The sequence below is a fragment of the Desulfovibrio sp. ZJ746 genome (assembly GCF_011039155.1).
In the GTDB taxonomy this organism is placed as follows: Bacteria; Desulfobacterota; Desulfovibrionia; order Desulfovibrionales; family Desulfovibrionaceae; genus Desulfovibrio.
Genome location: NZ_JAAKEK010000001.1, coordinates 286,889 through 303,055 on the forward strand (window position 1 = coordinate 286,889; position 16,167 = coordinate 303,055).

Sequence of the window (16,167 nt, forward strand, 5' to 3'; positions counted from 1 at the left end):
CCTCGCGGCGTTCACGCCGGTTCTCCCATGTCGAAGCCGGCCCCGCCGGTGGAGTAACCGGGCACATGGACCTTGTCTTCCAGGCGGCGCAAAAGGCGGAGCACCACCCAGGTCAGGAAAAAGTAGATGGCGCCGGCGGCGGCATAGAGCGCCAGGTGCTCATGCGTGCGCGCCGCGACGAAGGAGGTGCGGGCCATGATGTCCTGCGTGCCGAGCACGAAGCAGATGGCCGAATCCTTGAGCAGTATGGAAAACTCGTTGGCCCAGCCCGGGATGGAGAGCCTAAGGGCCTGCGGCAGGATGATGCAGGCGATGCCCGTGGCATCGCTCATGCCGAGCGCCCGCGCCGCCTGCAACTGCCCGCGCGGCAGGCTCTCGATGGCGCCACGGAAGATCTGCGACTGGTAGGCCGTGCTCGTGCAGCCGAGCACCAGGCAGGCAATGATGAAAGGCTCCGCGGGCAGGCCCAGGCTGATGAAGAAGCCGTAAAACAGGAAGAGCAGCACGAGGATGGGCACGCCGCGGAAGAACCAGACATAGAGGCGCACGAGGCGCCGGCTCCACTTGGGACCGTAGACCTGCGCCACGGCGAAGGGCACGCCCAGGGCGAGGCCCATGGCGAGCGATGCGGCCACATTGCCCACGGTGACGAGGATGCCCGGCAGGATGGCGGGCAGCGCCTGAATGACGACGAGCAACGAATCCATGGGCGTGGCGGTTCAGGGTTGGGGCCATTGGCGGCCATCTGGGCCGCTGCCGGCGCGCACGGGGCTCTTGATGATGCAGGGGAGCCGGACTGGCCCCCCGACCACGCATGTCCCCGGGCTTCCGGCCACGGGAGCGGCCGGGGCCCGGGGCAAGTGCCGTTCACGCCGCGCAGGGCACGGCCGGCGCGAGATCCTTACTTGTGCAGATACTTCTTCTGCAATTCCTGCCAGTAGGGGTCGGCCATGAGCTTGCGGTAGCCTTCGTCCACCAGGGCGCGCAGGTCCTTGTCGTCCTTGCGGATGGCCACGCCAAAGCCGTCGGGCTCGCCATGCGTGCCGGCCTTCTTCACGGCGCGGCCCTTGGAGATGGCGTCGTCGGCGGGCAGCTCGTCCATGAGCGCCGCCTGGATGCGGCCGTTGAGCAGGTCTTCCACGGCGAGCGGCGCCGAGTCATAGAAGCGCAGTTCCATGGGATAGCCCTTGGCCTGCTGCTCCTGCTTCAGGGCGTTGGCCTCGGAAGTGCCGCGCTGCACGCCCACCTTGACGGGCTTGCTCAGGATCTCCTCCACAGTGAGGGTGGAGTCGGCCGGCACCACGAAGACGCGCGAGACCGTCCAGTACGGGTCGGAGAACTGCACCATCTTGGCTCGCTCGGGGGTGATGCTCATGCCGGAGCACACCATGTCGATCTGGTTGGCCAGAAGGGCCGGAATGATGCCGTCCCAAGCCATGGGCTTGTGCTCGATCTTCACGCCCATGTTCTTGGCGATCCAGTTCATGGAGTCCACGTCGAAGCCGGCGGGCTGCCCGGTTTTTTCGTCCACATAGGCGAAGGGCGGATAGTTGGGGTCGATGCCGTTGACATAGGTCTTGGCATCAGCGGCCAGGGCGCCCTGCGCGAGGAACAGGGTGAGAAGGCCGGCCAGGAACGCGCCGCAGAAACTCTTTTTCATGCTGGTTTCCCCCGGGGAAAATGCGTGTGCGGGCGGAAGCGGCGGGCGCCTCCGCAGAAAGGCGCAACTTACCAGATGCAGTGCTGCAACGCAAGGCGCGGAAAGAAGGCCCGGGCACCACGCAGGGCGTCAGGGGCGATCTGCACGGGGGTGCCACCCGTGGGGGCCACAAAAGGAGGGCCTTTCGGCCGGCCACGCGAAGGACAACCCCGCACAGGCGGGGTTTTTTCGTCAGGGCCGCTGCGCGGCCCGAAAGCACGAAAACCGCTCAAATAACGGCGCGGCAAGGCCGCAGCCTCTTCGCGTTTTTCGTTGCTGCCGGCAGAGCCGGCAGCAAAAGGAGGGGCCTTGCGGCCCCTCCTTTCTCTCAATCGTCTGTTGAGTGGATGCGGTGAGCTGGTCGGCGCCAGCCTTCATGTCGGAAAGGCGATGCCAATGATGTGCATCTTTGAAGGGCTGGCTTGCGAGGCGCTCCTACTGGGTGGGCATTTCCTCGCCGGGCTGCACAAGGGCCAGCGCGAGCCGCGCTGCCGAAAGCGCGGGGCCTGGTCGTCCGCCGCCCACGCGGCGGCGCACGAAGCCGGCCATGTCCAGCGCCACGGCGGCGTCATTGGGCACAAAGCGGCTGGCGTTTTTATTGTCTTCCAGAATTTCGAGGTATCTGTCGATTTTTGAGAGTTCCTGATGGCTTCCCGGGGGTTCGTCGGGCCGCTGAGAAAGCGGCTCAAAGGATGTGTGATTCAGAATCAGCGACATGTCCATTCCTCCTTGAATGGTTCACTGCTTCCCTGCAGACGGATGGCGCCGTTTCCCGCGCGCAAGGCGCACGGGTACCACTGCTTCCACTCAACACCGGCCTTATCGGCACGGGGACAAGTGTGCTTTAGGGGGGATTTCGATTTTTCCAGAAAAATTTGAAAATTTTTCCCAACAGGATGGAATCCTTCAGGGTTTTTGCGAAATCTTCGCCGCCCCAGTTTGAGAACGACCCGGCGCACCAGTTCTTCCGGCGGGAGGCCCAGGCTCCATGCGAGCAGGATGGCGGAAGTAAGCGAGGGCTGGCGCTTGCCGTTCTCAAGCAGGCTGATGAAGACATTGCTGGCCCCGATGGCCGCCGCCACCTGCTCCTGTGAAAGTCCGGCGCTTGCGCGCGCCTCGGCAATGATTTCTCCAAAAATGGCAGGGAGCTCCGGGAGCTGATTCATGGTCGGGTACGGTTTGGGGGCACGCCTTAACAGAGATGCCTGTTGGCGCTTTCAGGCACGGTGGGGGCAGATCTCTGCGGGTTCACTTGTCAGCTCTCGCTTATCTCCAGCTTCCCCGTCCTGATGAACGTGTCCACAAGGCCGAAGACCAGCTTGTTGCCGCAAAAATTCCCCTGCGCGATGGCTGCCTTATACGCGTCCAGCCGCGCCTCGAAGTCGCTAAGCGCGTCCGGCGTGAGGCTCGGGAGGTCGGCCTGCATGCCGTAGCCCAGGCGTTCGAGGTAGAGGGCGTTGAAGCGCTGCTCCACCATGGCGCGGATGGGCAGGGAGAGGACGGGCTTGCCGAGGTAGAGCGCCTCGCTCATGAGCGTGTGGCCGCCGCCCTGCACCACATAGGCGCAGGAGGCCAGGAGCTCGAGAAATTCCTCCTCGCTCTTGCGCTTGAAGATAACATTGCCCTCCCGTCCTTCCTCGCGCACGTAGCCGTAAACATAGCAGGTGCGCGAGGTGCCGGCGCGCAAAATGTCGATGAGCTTCCTGTGCGTGGAATTGCTCTGGTAGACGAGCACATGCCCCTCGTCGCGCGGCGTGAGGCCGAGCACGCGCCCGCGCAGGATGGGCGGCGCGATGCGCGTGGTCGCCGCATACCGCGGCAAAAGCGGCGGCGCATAAAAGGAAATGATGAGGTTGGCGCTCGTTGGCCGGAAGAGCCAGCGCGGCGTCAGGCCCTGCACAAAGGCGTCCCAGCGCATGTTCAGCGGCAGATCGTGGCGGCAGGAGGTGATGATGTGCTGATGGTCCAGGGTGAGGCAGGGGAGATTCGCGCGCTCGGCCGCCCGGGGCACGAAATATTCGAGGTCCGTCATGCAGACATGCGGTTGGAAGTCGTCGATGAGCCGCAGGGTCTCGTCGATGTAGCGCTCGCGGTGCAGGAGCAGGGGGACGGCGCGGGCAATGGTGGCGCCCATGTCCACCTTGTAGTTTTTGAACACCGTGCCCAGGTTGGGCAGCCGGTAGACGCGGAACTCCGGCTCGAGCACACGGGCCGCGTCGTCGTTGGCGACGAAGAGGAACTCGTGCTCCGGCAGGCGCCGCGCCAGGGTCAGGCCGCGCATGGCGTGGCCGTGGCCAGTGCCGTGGATGCCGTAGAGGACGCGCGCCATGCTGTACTCGTGAGATTTTAGTTTTCTCTGAGGTGGTGGTGTGTCTGTGGTGCATGCATAATGCCGAAATTATCCGTCAAAAACAGCCTTGCTTCAGCCGTTGCGACGAAGGAAGCTACGGATGAAGACAGCAGTTAGTTACCGCGCTGGTCAGACAACGATGCCGCTGTCGCTATCCGTAAGGCTCGCAGACTTGCCAACGGCTAGCGCTTTGGTGCTTGCTGCGTCAGAAAAAAATTTCCTCGGTCGAGTACTCAAGTACACTCCCTTCGGAAATTGTTTTTCTTCCTTGCAAGCACCAAAAAATCTTATTTTTTAGGATTCTTCCGGCACGAGCACCCGTCTTCCGCTTCGCTCCAGACGGACTGAAGGAATATTTATCTGCTGCATGGCAGAATATACCCTTTCACGCTGGAAATTTGAAAGCCGCAGCTAAACTTTCGACAACGGGCACGCGGGCACGCCCTGAAAGGTGCCGGGCGCCAAGGCGCCCGGCTTCTATCTTTCATCTCCCTAGAACGGCACCTCGTCCATGCCCGAGGCCTCGGAGGGGAAGGCCGGCCCCAAGTCATCGTCGTGCCGGTTCTGCCGGCCTTGCGGCGCATGCGGGGCGTTCCTGCCGCCCTGCTGGCCCCCCTGGCGGTTGCCCTGCGGGCGCTGCCGCTGGCCGCCGCCGTCGCCCCAGTCATTGGGGGCGCCGTCAGGCGCCTGGCCGCGCTCGCCCTTGCGGTCAAGGAACTGGACGCGCTGGGCCTTGATCTCGGTGGTGTAGCGGTCCTGCCCGGACTGGTCCTGCCATTTACGCGTCTGGAGACTGCCCTCCACGTAGACGAGGCTGCCCTTGGCGAGATAGTTGGCGCAATTTTCCGCCTGGCGCTGGAAAACGGAAACGCGGTGCCACTCGGTGCGTTCCACCTTGTTGCCGTCCCTGTCCGTATAGGATTCGTCGGTCGCCACGTTGAGCGTGGCCACCGGGGAACCGCTCTGGGTGTAGCGGAGTTCGGGGTCGCGGCCGAGACGGCCGATGAGCATGACCTTGTTCAGCATGTAAGGCTCCTGCGCGCGGGCTGCCCCGCGCCAAGCTGGCTAGGGTGAGGCGGAAGTGGGCGCCCCTACTCGGTGTAGGCGCGCTCCAGCGCGTCCAGCGCGTCTTCCAGATCGTCACTCAGGGCATTGGCCTTGCGGGCGTCCCAGTCGGCGAGCGCGGCTTCAAGATCGGCCTTGAGGCGCGCGGCCTCGCGGATGCCCGGGCCCATGGCCTGCTTGCGCGCCTCGGACCATTTCATGAAGCGCAGGCCCTCGTCCAGGCGGCGCACGAGCTCGAGCACGCCGCGCCCCTCGCTCTTCACCGGCACGGTGCCGGCCAGCCTGACGAGCCTGGGCCAGTATTCCTCCACGAGGTCGTCGTTCCACGTGACCGCCGTGACCCTGATTTGCAGCACTTTGCCCATGGTGGCCTCCCTTAGTCGGTTTCCTTCCATTCGGTCTGGACGCGCATGATGACATCCTGAATGGCCGGGAGCTGGTCGCGCGGGCACACGCCGATGAGCGGCGCGCCGGCGTCCATGTTTTCGTTATAGGTGAAATACACCGAGTAAATGACGCCCTCGGGGCCGGAATAGCGCAGAGGCGCCTCGCGCTTCATGCGCGACATGATGAGCAGCTCCATGCCGTCGCGCACGGCCACGGAATGCGCGTCCGAGGCGCGGATCTTCTTGTCCACCTCGGGGGTGAAATAATACTTGGCCCGCTCCGGCGCGCGAAAGAGGTGCAGCGCCTTGCGCAGGATGATGGCCTGCACTTCCTCGCGGGTGAGCTTGTGGCGCAGCACCGCGAGCGCGGTGCCGGCCTCCACGAAGGCGCCTTCCAGCTCGTCGCGCACCGCCGAGATCTCGCCCTTTTCCGGCACGCAGATGGGCTTGGGGTTGCGCTCGCGCTCCAGCGTGGCCACGAGGGTGCCGGGCTTTTCCTTCCATTGGCCTTGCGGGCCGTGCACCTTGTCGCCGGGCTTGAGGCCGGCGAAAGTCACCTTGCCGGTATGCGGGGCCGCGATGACGATCTCCCGGTAAGGGGAGTCCTTGATGCCGTCGAGCAGCGCGGAAATGTCGATCATGCTTTTCCTGTGCGGGGCCGCGTCCTGCGCCCGCTAGCGGTAATAGAGGTTCCTGCCGCCGATGGTCATCAGGGCCTGCTTCAGGTTGGTGCGGATCTGCCGCCTGTCCCAGATGCCCTGGATGTGGCCGCGTGACAGGGCGCGGTAGGAGCGGTGGTACTTGGGCGGGATGTCCATGCCCGTGGTCTCCTTGATGACGCCGGGCCCGGCGAAGCCGATATTGGAGGAGCGCACGGCGAACTGGTAGGGCGAGCAGCCGAGGAAGCTCGCCACCGGGCCGGCGAAGGAATTGGTGTCGTACAGCACCATGTAGAGCCCGCCGGACTCGATATAGCGGCGCACGGCCACGGTGCAGCGCGGCATCTGGATGACGCCGTGCGTGCCCTCCTGGATGCGGATGCCGGCCGTGCCGTGCACATAGGCGAGGAAGGGTTGGCGCTTCTTGGCGGCGCGCTCGGCCGCCTCCACGAACTTGAAGCCCTCGGCCGCGCCCACGGAGCCGCCGCGGAAGGTGCCCATGAGCATGGCCACCACCATCTTGATATTGTCGATGCGCGCCTCGAAGGTCATGCAGCCGCTCTTGGCGCCGGTCTTTTTCTGCGCCGCGGCGATGCGCTCGGCAAAGCCCGGGAAGTCCAGCGGGTTGCCGGCCTCGATCTCGCTGTTGAACTCAAAAACCGAGCCCTCGTCGAACACGTTTTTCACATACCATTCCGGCTCCATGGGGAAGTGGTAGCCGCAATGGCTGCAAACGCCGGCGAATTCGGCGAAAAGGTCGGGCCCCCAGAGGTCGAGGCAGCCGTAAGAGGCGCTGTTGGGGCAGGTGACGGCGCGGTCGATCTTGTAGCGCGGCGAGATGTAGTTCCACTTGCGGCGCCGGCCGTCGCCCGACCACGCGGAAAGCGCGGTGAGCTCGCTCGCGGCGTCCTCCTTCTTGGCGCGCGGTCCGGCGATCTTGTGCAGCGGCGAGAAAAGGCGCCCCTTGAAGGTCTCCCACTCGTTGCCCACTTCTTCCATGAAGCCGCTGAGCTTGCGGCGGTGCTTGCGGTAAAAATCGTACTTGAAGGCCACCCAGGGCTTGCTCGCCCAGTCCCAGAAGGCCGTGGCCGTCTTGGTGAGGAAGGGGCGGCGGTCACGCGCGGCGTTGCGCGAGAGCCTGAGGAACTTCTGCTGGCGGCGTTCGCGCAGCCGCAGCTTTGCCGCCGGGGTGAGGCCCCAGCGCATGTGCATCTCGTCGAGGTTGGCCTCGGGATTGCGACGCCGCGACAGCGCGAGCCCCCGGAACATGGGGAGCCTGCGCGTGGAGATGACCACCTCGTCCGTGGCGCGCAGCACCTCCTGCCGCAAATTGCGGAAAAACTCGAAGTGCCAGGGCCGGGCGCCCAAGGGGGGCTCCTGCACGATGCGGTCGATATACCCGAAGCGCAAATTGTCTTCGGCCGTGATGTGCAGGTTTTCGGCGCAATGCTCGATGAGCTCGGGCGTGGCGCGCTCGCCGGCCTTGAGGCGCCCCTCGATGGCCGCCGCGCCCTCGGGCGAGATGACGGAATAATAGCCGTGCGAGAGCATGAGCCGCTTGTCGGCGAGGCCGATGGCCTCGGCGCCGCCGGAGCCGCCCTCGGAGATGACGGCCACCACGGGCACGCGCAGGCCGGCCATGCCGTAGATGTTGCGGGCGATCTGCTGGGCCGCGCCGGGATAGTCCTCGATGGGGTAGGAGCCGGGCGTGAAGATGTAGGCATGGATGGGGATGCCCTCGGTCTCGGCGACGCGCATGTATTGCAGGGCCTTGGCGTTGCCCCAGGGCTTCACCGAGCCGCCGTTGCGGAACTCGGCGCCGTGGCCCTTTTCCTGCCCGATGACGAGCACGGACTGCTGGTAGGTCTTCTTGCCGCGGCGGCGGATGATGACCGCCCGCGCGATGAGCATGCTCGGGTCGAGGCTGTGCTCGTCCTGGCCGCCCACCTCGGTGAAGTTGTCGTAGACGTTTTCAAGGATGTCGCGCAGGCAGATGCGCTGTGGGTGGCGCACGATGCGCACCTTGTCCATGGGCGTGATCTCGTTGTCGAGGCGCCGCTCCACATACGAGAACAGATCCTCCACAGTGGCCAGCTCGGCGTAAGGGTCCTCGAGGGAGCCGTCGGCCGCGCGCCTGGCGAAGCCGTCCAGCCGCTCGCGCAAAAGGTCGGCGTTGTCCGCGTGCTTGCCCGCGAAAATATCCTGCAGGTAGGCGAGCCTGTCGCGCAGGCTCTGGATGCGTTTTGCGATATTGTTGTCCATTTCGCCCTTTGCTCGCGCCCTCAGAAGCGGAGGATGCGCCCGGTATTGGCCTTGAGGAAATTCACGTTGGACCTGAGCGGCTCGCCCGCGCCGTTGACGCCCTCGAGCTTGAGGGAATCGAGAAAGGCAAGGCCCCGCTCCTTGGCTTCGTCGATGTCCTTGCCCCAGATGATGGCGAGCGCCAGATTGGGGTCAAATTCCGTAGGAATTTCGTAAGGATGGTCCAGCGGCACATGGGTGAGCACGGTGAGCCAGGGCGCCGGCGTCCACGAGAAATGCTCGATGCGACCAACCCAGGGGGTGAAATTGTTGTCCGGGTCTTCGGCGATGAGGCGGTATTCCACGCCGACGCCCTCGGTGGCGATCTCCGCCTGGGTGTAGCCCAGGGGCTCCCCGAGGCCCGTGCGGATCTGCTCGGCGATGAGGTCAACGCCCTCCTCGCCGCGCACGCGCGCGATGCAGGCCGAAACGCCGTTCTCCACCTGGATGCGCGTGTTCACCTCCATGAGGAAGGGCTCGCCCTTGCGGGTGACGATCCACTCCCATGTGCCCACATTGTCGTAGCCCACCTTTTTCGCCATGGCGAGGGAATAATCCACGATGTCGGTGAGCACGCGGTTGGCGTCAAAGGTGTAGTGCAGGGTCTCCGGGGCGAAGCCCGGGGCCACCTCGATGCGCTTCTGGAGGCCCGTGGACTGGATGGAGCAGTTGCGCGTGCCGAAATGCACGGGGTTGCGGCCCGAACGGTCGGAAACGATCTGCACTTCCAGATGGTTGAAATCCGTGATGCGCTGCTCGATGAGCACGCCCTCGTCCTTGAACTGGCGCAACGCGTAGTTGCGGATGCGGCGATAGACGGAGCGGAACTGGTCCGGGTCGTAGACCTCCTCGATGCCCATGCCGCCGCCGCCCGCCGAGGCCTTGACGAGCACGAGCGGCCGCTGGATGCCCTGCGCCTCCTGGAACTCGAAGACGGACTTGGCGATGCGCTCGGCCTCCAGCTCGTCATAGATGGGCCGGTCGGAGCCGGGCACCGTGGGCACGTTGAGGCTGCGCGCGAGGCGCTTGGTGTTGATCTTGTCGCCGAGCTCGCGGATGATCTTCCACGAGGGGCCGATGAAGATCATGGCGCGGTCGCGCTTGGTCACGCGGCGGGCGAAGCGGAAGTCCTCGGCAAAGAAGCCGTAGCCGGGGTGCACGGCGGTTGCGCCCGCCTCGTCGGCCACGGCCATGAGCTCGTTGGCGTCATGGTAGGAGGAGACGCGGAACAGGCTTTTTTCGCCGCCGATGCGGCGCGCCAGCTCCACATGGCCCGAGGCTTCGTCCTCCCCGGTATAGATGGCGGCAAAGCCCACGCCGAGCTTGCGGCAGGCCTGCATGATGCGCATGGCGATCTCGCCCCGGTTGGCCACGAGCACCTTGTGGCCCGAGAGGTCCGGGGCCGGGGCGGCCTCCGGTGCCGCTTTCTTCTTGCTGTCCTGGGCCTTGCTCACGCGATTCTCCCCAAAAGGCTCTGCGGTACGCGCCTTGCGGCGCGGGCTTGTGGGAAACGGCCTTCCGGCATATCCTGCGGCCGCCAGCTTTCGCGGGGCTTGCGCGCAACGGCGCGGCGCCGTTTTCACCATCAAGGGATGATTCTATGCAAAATCCGCAAGAAGTCCAGCATGCCGTGGCCGGCTTGCGCTCGGCGCTCGAGCGCGGCGGCGCCGACCTTTCGCGGGCTCCCGTGGCGCTCGTGCTCGGCACGGGCCTTTCCGGCCTTGGCGAAACGCTCGTGTCCGGGGCGGGCAGCGTGCGCGTGCCTTTCTCCGAGGTGCCGGGCATGCCGCGCCCGGGCGTGGATTCGCATGCCGGGGCCTTCGTGTGGGGGCGGCTTGCCGGCGTGCCCGTGCTGGCGCAACTGGGCCGCTGCCACCTCTATGAGGGGCGCACGCCGGCCGAAGTCTGCATGGGGGTGCGCGTCATGGCGGCCCTCGGCGCCCGCGCGCTCGTCATCACCAACGCGGCCGGCGCGCTCGACCCCTTCTTCGAGGCCGGCTCCCTCATGTGCATCGCGGACATGATCAACCACACCGGCGTTTCGCCGCTCACCGGCCCCAACTGCGACGACTTCGGCGAGCGCTTCCCGGACATGAGCGCGCCCTATGACCGTGAGTTCCGCAAGCTCGCGCGGGCCGCGGCGCTCAGGCTCGGGATACGGCTGGAAGAGGGCGTCTATATCGGCGTCCACGGCCCGGAAATGGAGACCCCGGCGGAAACGCGCATGTACCGCCAGTGGGGGGCCGACGCCGTGGGCATGAGCACCGTGCTCGAGGTCATCGCCGCGCGCCACATGGGCCTGCGCGTGCTCGGCATCTCCTGCCTGACCAACAAGAACCTGCCGGACTGCATGGCGCCCGCGCCGCTTGCCGAGGTCATAGCCGTGGCCGGGCGCGCCGGGGAGGCGCTGGGCCGGCTGCTGGTGGAGCTGCTGCCGGGCCTCGCGGAAGCCACGGCCCGGGGGCTCGCGGACCAGGGGCAGCGGCGCCGGTGATTGCCAAAGCCCCGGCCCCGGGCTAGGATGGAAACGACCGCGCCCACCAAGGGGCGGCGAACCACTTGCCGGGATGCCTGCATGTTGACGCTGTTTCTGGCCGTTGGCGTGGCCGTGTTCGTGTCCTTTTTCTGTTCCCTCGCCGAGGCCGCGCTCTACGCGGTGCCGTGGTCGGCCATCGAGCGCCTGCGCAGCGAGGGCAAGACCGTGGGCAAGCTCCTCTACAGGATGCGCAGCGACGTGGACCGCCCCATCGCGGCCATCCTCACCCTCAACACCGTGGCCAACACCGCGGGCTCGGCCATTGCGGGCGCCGCCTTCCTCGCCGTGTTCGGCGCCTCGCACATGGCGCTCTTCGCCACCGGCTTCACCGTGGTCATCCTGGCCTTCGGCGAGATCGTGCCCAAGACGCTGGGCGTGGCCTATGCCACCCCCGTGGCCGCCATGCTGGCGCGGCCGCTCACGCTCATCATCCGGGTGCTCTCGCCGCTGCTCTGGCTCACCGGGCTCCTGACGCGGCTGCTCTCGCCGAAATCCGGCAAGCCCGAGGTCTCGGAAGACGACATCCGCGCCATGACCAGCCTCTCGCGCAAGGCCGGCCGCATCCAGGCCTATGAGGAGCACTTCGTCCGCAATGTGCTCTCGCTGGACCAGAAGCGCGTCCACGAGATCATGACCCCGCGCACGGTGGTCTTTTCCCTGCCGGACGACCTCACCGTGGCTGAGGCCTACAAGGACCCGCGCATCTGGCACTTCAGCCGCATCCCGGTCTACGGCGAGGACAACGAAGACCTCGTGGGCCTCGTGGAGCGGCGCACGCTCGGCCGCTGCTACGCCGAGGACAAGCTCGACCTTCCGCTCTCGGCCATCATGCGGCCGCTGCATTTCGTGCAGGAAAGCCAGACCCTTGACGTGCTCTTGCGCGAGCTTTTGGGCGAGCGCGTGCACCTTTTCGCCGTGCTCGACGAATACGGCGGCCTTGCCGGCGTGGTCTCGCTGGAGGATGTGCTGGAAGAGATCCTCGGCAGCGAGATCATGGACGAAAGCGACAATGTGGCCGACCTGCGGGCTCTCGCGCGCGAGCGGCGCAAGGCCCTCACGCGCAAGGCGGCGTCGCAGGCCCGCGAATGAGCGCATGCGCCTTGACAACCTCCAAGGAATGATTCCTGTATTGTCAGCAGGCGCAAAACCGGCTATACTTTTCCCACTCTATCGGCAGCCAAACAGCGGCGCCGCCCCGGCATGGGGCGCTGCGCCGGGACGGAGCACGCATGGCGCGCAAGAAAACCACACGCCTCTATGTCGCCGCCTTCCTCCTCTTTTTGGGCGGCGTGGGCTTTCTCGCCTACACCGGCTTTGCGGAGAACAGCGTCTACTTCCTCAATGTGGCCGAGGCCCGCGCGGCCACGCAGGAACGGCTCACGGCCGCGCGCATCTTCGGCACCGTGGCGCGGGAGGGCATCGAAAAGCCGGCGGACGCCATGGGCGTCAGCTTCCGCCTTGAGGACAAGGACGACGCGGCGGTCATCCTGCCTGTGGATTACCGCGGCGTGGTGCCGGATGCCTTCAAGCCCGGCGCGGAGGTCATCGTCGAGGGCGGCATGGGCAAGGGCGGCCGCTTCTCCGCCAAGGTGCTCATGACCAAGTGCCCCTCCAAGTACCAAAAGGAAAACCGCACGAGCTAGGGGCCTTTCCTGACACAATTCAAGGGGCTGCTTCTAAGAGTTCAGTCATTCAGCATCGTCGCCGAACCTTCCACCGTCCGTCTGGAGCGAAGCGGAAGACGGTGCTGGTGCCGGAAGAATCCTAAAAAATAAGATTTTTTGCTGCTGGCAAGGAAGACAAAAATTGCGCTAGCCGTTGGCGAGTCCACGAGCCTTACGGATAGCGACAGTGGCAGCGTTGGCTGTCCTGCGCGGTAACTAACTGCTGTCTTCATCCGTAGCTTCCTGCGTCGCAACGGCTGAAGCTCCGAAGGGAGTGTACTCAAGTACTCGACCGAGGAAATTTTTTTCTGACGCAGTCAGCAGCAAAAAGGCTGTTTTTGACGGATAATTTCGGCGTCCCTGAGCAGCATAGGCGCATCACCATCGCAAGAACGCGCCCAAACCTTCCCTAAAAAAGCTCCCCCGGCAGAACCAACGGCTCCAAAAGCCGCTTCCCGGCTCTACTGCCGCGCCAGCATGAGCGTGAAGCGCTCCACCGGGGCGTAATCGTCGCGCAGGGGCTCGCCCGGCTCGATGGCGCTTGTGTAGCGGTGGGCCTCCATGGTGTCGGCCGCCAGCAGCGGCAGCGCGGCATCCTCCCGCGCTTCGGGGAGCGCCACGAGCATGAGGTTCTGCACGCGCTCCGGGTGGCCCGGGTCGCCCACGCAATAGACGCGCACTTCGGGGAAGGCCTGTGCGAGCGCATGCCAGATGCCGCGGAAGAGGCGGCCGTCCGGCCCCTCCACCGCCGAGATGACGTTCATGACGAGCGCGCCGCCCGGCGCCACGGCCCGGCGCAGGGCCTGCGCCGCCTCGACCGTGCCCATCTGGAAGGGCACGGAATAGTGGGAGTTGAACACGTCCACGAACACGAGGTCAAAGGCGTCCTCTTGGCGATTGAGGAAGGCGCGGGCGTCCTCGTGGCGGACGGTGAGGCGCGGGTCGTCCTTCAAGCCGAACCAGCGGCGTGCGCTTTCGGTCATGGCCGGGTCGAGCTCCACCACGGTGAGGTCGAGGTCGTCGCCAAGGCCGCTCTTGCCCGAGAGCAGCCACTTGGGCACGGAATAGCCGCCTCCCCCGAGCATGAGCAGGCGTTTTGCCCCGGGCGCGAGCCGGGGTCCCAGGGCATAATAGCGCGTATAGTCGAAATAGAGCTCGTCCGGCGCCTCCAGCAGCATGCCGGACTGGCTGTAGCCCGGGTCCGTGGCCATGAGGCGCACGGGCTTGCCGCCGCGGGCGTAGTCCACGCCCTCCATGATGCGGATGCTGTTGTACGGGCTCTCCACAAGGCGCGTGCCCTTTTTCTCGGCCAGCCATTCGCCGTAGAGGCTGTCCTGCCACGCGAGGAAGAGGCAGAGCAGGATGAGGATCAGGCGGCCCCAGGGGCGCTTATGGCTGTTGGCGAGCGAGAGCAGGAGCATGGCCACGGCGAGAGCCCAGAGGATGAGTGTGCTCCCGAACCAGGAAATGAGCACGAAGCCCCCCAAGAAGGTGCCGAGGATGCTGCCGGCCGTGGAGAGCGCATAGAGCCGGCCCACGGTGGCGCCCGCCGTGTCCACGCTGGCGATGCGCAGGCGGATGACATAGGGCGTGATCATGCCGAAGAAAAAGGCGGGCAGGGCGAAGGTGGCGACGGCCGCGGCCACGGCGGCGGCATAGAGGTTGCCGACGGCGCCGGTGATGCCGCTCCCGATGGCCGTGTGGCAAAAGGCCGTGATGCCGCAGCCGATGCCGGCGCCGGCCAGCGCCTGCCCGAGGCCTCGCCGGGAGAGCGACCTGTCCGCAAAGCGGCCCCCGGCCCACGCGCCCAGCGCGAGGCAGGCAAGGATCACGCCGATGAGGCTCGTCCACACGATGGCCGAGGTGCCCACATGCGGGGCGAGCACGCGGCCGCCCACCATTTCCAGCACCATGACGAGGGCGCCGCTCAAGAAGACCGTCAGTTCCAGCATAGGTTTCCGTTTTCCCGCTACCGCCGGGCGGCGAAACAGTCCCGCAGGAGCGCCGCGCATTCTTCCGCGCGCACGCCGCCCATGTGCCAGACAGGAGTCGGGCACGCCGGGCCGTCCAGATATTCCGCGCGCGAAGTGACGGCGCCGGCGGCCTCGTCCGCCGCGCCATAGACCACGCCCGCCAGCCGCGCGTGCGCGATGGCCGCGGCGCACATGGCGCAGGGCTCCAGCGTCACCACGAGCACGCAGCCGGAAAGCCGCCAGTTGCCGAGCCTCGCGCAGGCCTCGCGGATGGCGAGCACTTCGGCATGCGCCGTGGGGTCGTGCCCGCGCTCCACGGCATTGCCGGCCCGGGCGAGAAGGCTCCCGTCCGCGCCCGCGATGACCGCGCCCACCGGCACGTCGCCCTCGGCCCCGGCCTTGCGGGCCTCCGCAAGGGCCAGCACCATGAGCGCATCCCATGTGCGCCCCGGGGGCGGCGAGGGCACGGGGCCGGCCTGCGCGAAGGCGCGCGGGCGGGGCGCATCGTCCTCCCGCATATTACAGGATGACGATCTTGCGCAGGTGGTTGACCACTTCCTCCGGCGTGTCGCAAATCGTGATGAGCTTGTCGATCTCGTCCTCGCTGATGAAGCCGCCGGCCACCATGCTCTTGCGCAGCCATTCGGAAAAGCCGCTCCAGAAGCGCGAATTGTAGAGGATGATGGGGAAGGGGCGGCTGCGGCCGGTCTGCGCCAGCACAAAGGCCTCGGAAAGCTCGTCGATGGTGCCCATGCCGCCGGGCATGACCACATAGGCGCGGGCATACTTCACGAACATGAACTTGCGGATGAAGAAATAGCGGAAGTTGCAGCGCGTGGTCACATAGCGGTTGCAGCCCTGCTCGTGCGGCAGCTTGATATGCAGCCCCACGGAGACGCCCCCGGCCTCCGTGGCGCCCTTGTTGGCCGCCTCCATGACGCCGGGGCCGCCCCCGGTGATGACGCCGTAGCCCGCGTGCGCGAGCAGCCCGGCGAGCTTTTCCGCATCCTGGTATTCCTGGCTCTCGGGCTTGCTGCGCGCCGAGCCGAAGATGGAGATGCAGTTGACCTTGAGAGAATTGAGCTCGTCGAGGGCGTTGACCATTTCCGCCATGATGCGGAAGGTGCGCCAGGATTCGGTGCCGGAGGCGGCGAGGTCGTCCACGATGTTCTGTCGAAATTCGGGCATTCCTGTTCCTTGGTCCGGCCTTTGCGCCGGACACCCGCGGGGGCATCCGGCGCAGGGGCCGTTGGCTTTGTCGTCTTTGTGAGTTTGTGTCGTGCTTGTGCAGCACAGATAACGCCGAAATTATCCGTCAAAAACAGCCTGTTCGGTGCTGGCTGCGTCAGAGAAAAATTTTCTTGGTCGTGTACTTAAGTACACTCCCCGCGAAAATTTTTATCTTCCTTGCTTCAGCCGTTGCGACGAAGGAAGCTACGGATGAAGACAGCATTTAGTTACCACGTCCGTCAGCCAACGATGCCACTGTCGCTATCCGTAAGGCTCGCAGGCTCGCCAACGGCTAGCGCGCCAG

The 16,167-nt window shown here is 65.8% G+C and carries 16 protein-coding genes; 3 read left to right on the top strand and 13 right to left on the bottom strand.

The window, feature by feature from the left end:
* Nucleotides 1-11 precede the first annotated feature (11 nt).
* The 10 genes from G7Y54_RS01325 to G7Y54_RS01370 all read right to left on the bottom strand — a co-directional run bounded on the left by G7Y54_RS01325 (nt 12) and on the right by G7Y54_RS01370 (nt 9,839).
* Nucleotides 12-707, bottom strand: coding sequence for an amino acid ABC transporter permease (locus tag G7Y54_RS01325; RefSeq protein ID WP_165076204.1), 696 nt, complete (start codon nt 705-707; stop codon nt 12-14).
* Nucleotides 708-901: 194 nt separating this feature from the next.
* Nucleotides 902-1,660 (bottom strand): ABC transporter substrate-binding protein, encoded by a 759-nt coding sequence (locus G7Y54_RS01330; RefSeq protein WP_165076206.1) that lies wholly within the window; start codon nt 1,658-1,660, stop codon nt 902-904.
* 474 nt (nt 1,661-2,134) lie between these two features.
* Nucleotides 2,135-2,416, bottom strand: coding sequence for a hypothetical protein (locus tag G7Y54_RS01335; RefSeq protein ID WP_165076209.1), 282 nt, complete (start codon nt 2,414-2,416; stop codon nt 2,135-2,137).
* Nucleotides 2,407-2,865, bottom strand: coding sequence for a helix-turn-helix transcriptional regulator (locus tag G7Y54_RS01340; protein WP_165076213.1), 459 nt, complete (start codon nt 2,863-2,865; stop codon nt 2,407-2,409). The genes G7Y54_RS01335 and G7Y54_RS01340 overlap by 10 nt, the downstream gene beginning before the upstream one ends.
* Nucleotides 2,866-2,954: 89 nt before the next feature.
* Nucleotides 2,955-4,028 carry a glycosyltransferase family protein gene (locus G7Y54_RS01345; protein WP_165076217.1) on the bottom strand — a complete coding sequence of 358 codons (1,074 nt, stop codon included), beginning with the start codon at nt 4,026-4,028 and terminating at the stop codon, nt 2,955-2,957.
* Between the two features lie 513 nt (nt 4,029-4,541).
* Nucleotides 4,542-5,075, bottom strand: a complete 534-nt coding sequence (locus G7Y54_RS01350) for a single-stranded DNA-binding protein (protein ID WP_165076220.1) — start codon at nt 5,073-5,075, stop codon at nt 4,542-4,544.
* A 65-nt stretch (nt 5,076-5,140) separates the two neighbouring features.
* A complete protein-coding gene (locus G7Y54_RS01355; RefSeq protein ID WP_165076223.1) occupies nt 5,141-5,479 on the bottom strand; it encodes a hypothetical protein in 339 nt (112 codons plus the stop codon).
* Between the two features lie 11 nt (nt 5,480-5,490).
* On the bottom strand, nt 5,491-6,141 hold the full coding sequence (locus G7Y54_RS01360) for a biotin attachment protein (RefSeq protein ID WP_165076226.1): 651 nt from the start codon (nt 6,139-6,141) through the stop codon (nt 5,491-5,493).
* A 33-nt stretch (nt 6,142-6,174) separates the two neighbouring features.
* Complete coding sequence (locus G7Y54_RS01365) at nt 6,175-8,421, bottom strand: acetyl-CoA carboxylase carboxyl transferase subunit alpha/beta (protein WP_165076230.1); 2,247 nt, start codon at nt 8,419-8,421, stop codon at nt 6,175-6,177.
* A 20-nt stretch (nt 8,422-8,441) separates the two neighbouring features.
* Nucleotides 8,442-9,839 (bottom strand): biotin carboxylase N-terminal domain-containing protein, encoded by a 1,398-nt coding sequence (locus tag G7Y54_RS01370; protein WP_277424348.1) that lies wholly within the window; start codon nt 9,837-9,839, stop codon nt 8,442-8,444.
* A 221-nt stretch (nt 9,840-10,060) separates the two neighbouring features.
* Between G7Y54_RS01370 and G7Y54_RS01375 the strand changes: the two genes are divergently transcribed.
* From G7Y54_RS01375 to G7Y54_RS01385, 3 genes are all read left to right on the top strand, one after another.
* Nucleotides 10,061-10,954, top strand: a complete 894-nt coding sequence (locus G7Y54_RS01375; protein WP_165076236.1) for a purine-nucleoside phosphorylase — start codon at nt 10,061-10,063, stop codon at nt 10,952-10,954.
* An 81-nt stretch (nt 10,955-11,035) separates the two neighbouring features.
* The gene (locus tag G7Y54_RS01380; RefSeq protein WP_165076239.1) at nt 11,036-12,085 is read left to right on the top strand and encodes a hemolysin family protein; all 1,050 of its coding nucleotides are present in this window, start codon (nt 11,036-11,038) and stop codon (nt 12,083-12,085) included.
* A gap of 140 nt (nt 12,086-12,225) precedes the next feature.
* Nucleotides 12,226-12,639, top strand: a complete 414-nt coding sequence (locus tag G7Y54_RS01385; RefSeq protein ID WP_165076241.1) for a cytochrome c maturation protein CcmE — start codon at nt 12,226-12,228, stop codon at nt 12,637-12,639.
* 482 nt (nt 12,640-13,121) lie between these two features.
* Here the strand turns inward: G7Y54_RS01385 and G7Y54_RS01390 are convergent, their stop codons facing one another.
* From G7Y54_RS01390 to G7Y54_RS01400, 3 genes are all read right to left on the bottom strand, one after another.
* Nucleotides 13,122-14,612, bottom strand: coding sequence for a fused MFS/spermidine synthase (locus G7Y54_RS01390; RefSeq protein WP_165076245.1), 1,491 nt, complete (start codon nt 14,610-14,612; stop codon nt 13,122-13,124).
* 17 nt (nt 14,613-14,629) lie between these two features.
* Nucleotides 14,630-15,061 (bottom strand): nucleoside deaminase, encoded by a 432-nt coding sequence (locus G7Y54_RS01395; protein WP_165077917.1) that lies wholly within the window; start codon nt 15,059-15,061, stop codon nt 14,630-14,632.
* A 91-nt stretch (nt 15,062-15,152) separates the two neighbouring features.
* Complete coding sequence (locus G7Y54_RS01400; protein ID WP_165076247.1) at nt 15,153-15,821, bottom strand: TIGR00730 family Rossman fold protein; 669 nt, start codon at nt 15,819-15,821, stop codon at nt 15,153-15,155.
* Between the last annotated feature and the right edge of the window lie 346 nt (nt 15,822-16,167).

Bases quoted from the DNA above. Each gene is read 5' to 3' on its own strand.
- G7Y54_RS01325 (WP_165076204.1), bottom strand. From the start codon at position 707: ATGGATTCGTTGCTCGTCGTCATTCAGGCGCTGCCCGCCATCCTGCCG.
- G7Y54_RS01330 (WP_165076206.1), bottom strand. From the start codon at position 1,660: ATGAAAAAGAGTTTCTGCGGCGCGTTCCTGGCCGGCCTTCTCACCCTG.
- G7Y54_RS01335 (WP_165076209.1), bottom strand. From the start codon at position 2,416: ATGTCGCTGATTCTGAATCACACATCCTTTGAGCCGCTTTCTCAGCGG.
- G7Y54_RS01340 (WP_165076213.1), bottom strand. From the start codon at position 2,865: ATGAATCAGCTCCCGGAGCTCCCTGCCATTTTTGGAGAAATCATTGCC.
- G7Y54_RS01345 (WP_165076217.1), bottom strand. From the start codon at position 4,028: ATGGCGCGCGTCCTCTACGGCATCCACGGCACTGGCCACGGCCACGCC.
- G7Y54_RS01350 (WP_165076220.1), bottom strand. From the start codon at position 5,075: ATGCTGAACAAGGTCATGCTCATCGGCCGTCTCGGCCGCGACCCCGAA.
- G7Y54_RS01355 (WP_165076223.1), bottom strand. From the start codon at position 5,479: ATGGGCAAAGTGCTGCAAATCAGGGTCACGGCGGTCACGTGGAACGAC.
- G7Y54_RS01360 (WP_165076226.1), bottom strand. From the start codon at position 6,141: ATGATCGACATTTCCGCGCTGCTCGACGGCATCAAGGACTCCCCTTAC.
- G7Y54_RS01365 (WP_165076230.1), bottom strand. From the start codon at position 8,421: ATGGACAACAATATCGCAAAACGCATCCAGAGCCTGCGCGACAGGCTC.
- G7Y54_RS01375 (WP_165076236.1), top strand. From the start codon at position 10,061: ATGCAAAATCCGCAAGAAGTCCAGCATGCCGTGGCCGGCTTGCGCTCG.
- G7Y54_RS01380 (WP_165076239.1), top strand. From the start codon at position 11,036: ATGTTGACGCTGTTTCTGGCCGTTGGCGTGGCCGTGTTCGTGTCCTTT.
- G7Y54_RS01385 (WP_165076241.1), top strand. From the start codon at position 12,226: ATGGCGCGCAAGAAAACCACACGCCTCTATGTCGCCGCCTTCCTCCTC.
- G7Y54_RS01390 (WP_165076245.1), bottom strand. From the start codon at position 14,612: ATGCTGGAACTGACGGTCTTCTTGAGCGGCGCCCTCGTCATGGTGCTG.
- G7Y54_RS01395 (WP_165077917.1), bottom strand. From the start codon at position 15,061: ATGGTGCTGGCCCTTGCGGAGGCCCGCAAGGCCGGGGCCGAGGGCGAC.
- G7Y54_RS01400 (WP_165076247.1), bottom strand. From the start codon at position 15,821: ATGCCCGAATTTCGACAGAACATCGTGGACGACCTCGCCGCCTCCGGC.